Raw genomic sequence first — 269 nt, forward strand, 5'->3', positions numbered from 1 at the left:
TCGCGGACGGCCGTGCGCTGCGCCGCGAGCAGACCGGGCACGTCGGCGCCGGGGAGGGTGAGCGCCAGCGCGATGCGGAGGGCGACCTCGTCCCGGCGGTCGGCGAGCGACGCCGCGGCCAGCCAGGCGCGCGCCTCGGCCCGGCCGGCGGCGGTCGCGCCCCACAGGACACGGCCCTCGTCATCGGCACCGCGGTTCTCGACGAGGCCATCGCGCTCGAGACGTTCGAGGGTCGTGTACACCTGGCCGACGTTCACGGCAGTGCCCGT

At 77.3% G+C, this 269-nt stretch carries 1 protein-coding gene; it reads right to left on the reverse strand.

Annotated features, from left to right (window positions below; translation table 11 throughout):
• A partial coding sequence (locus tag ACZ3GY_RS24060; protein ID WP_465912260.1) for a helix-turn-helix transcriptional regulator occupies positions 1 to 269 on the reverse strand: 269 nt, incomplete at both ends.

Source organism: Pseudomonas sp. PME37.24/006, assembly GCF_055556635.1.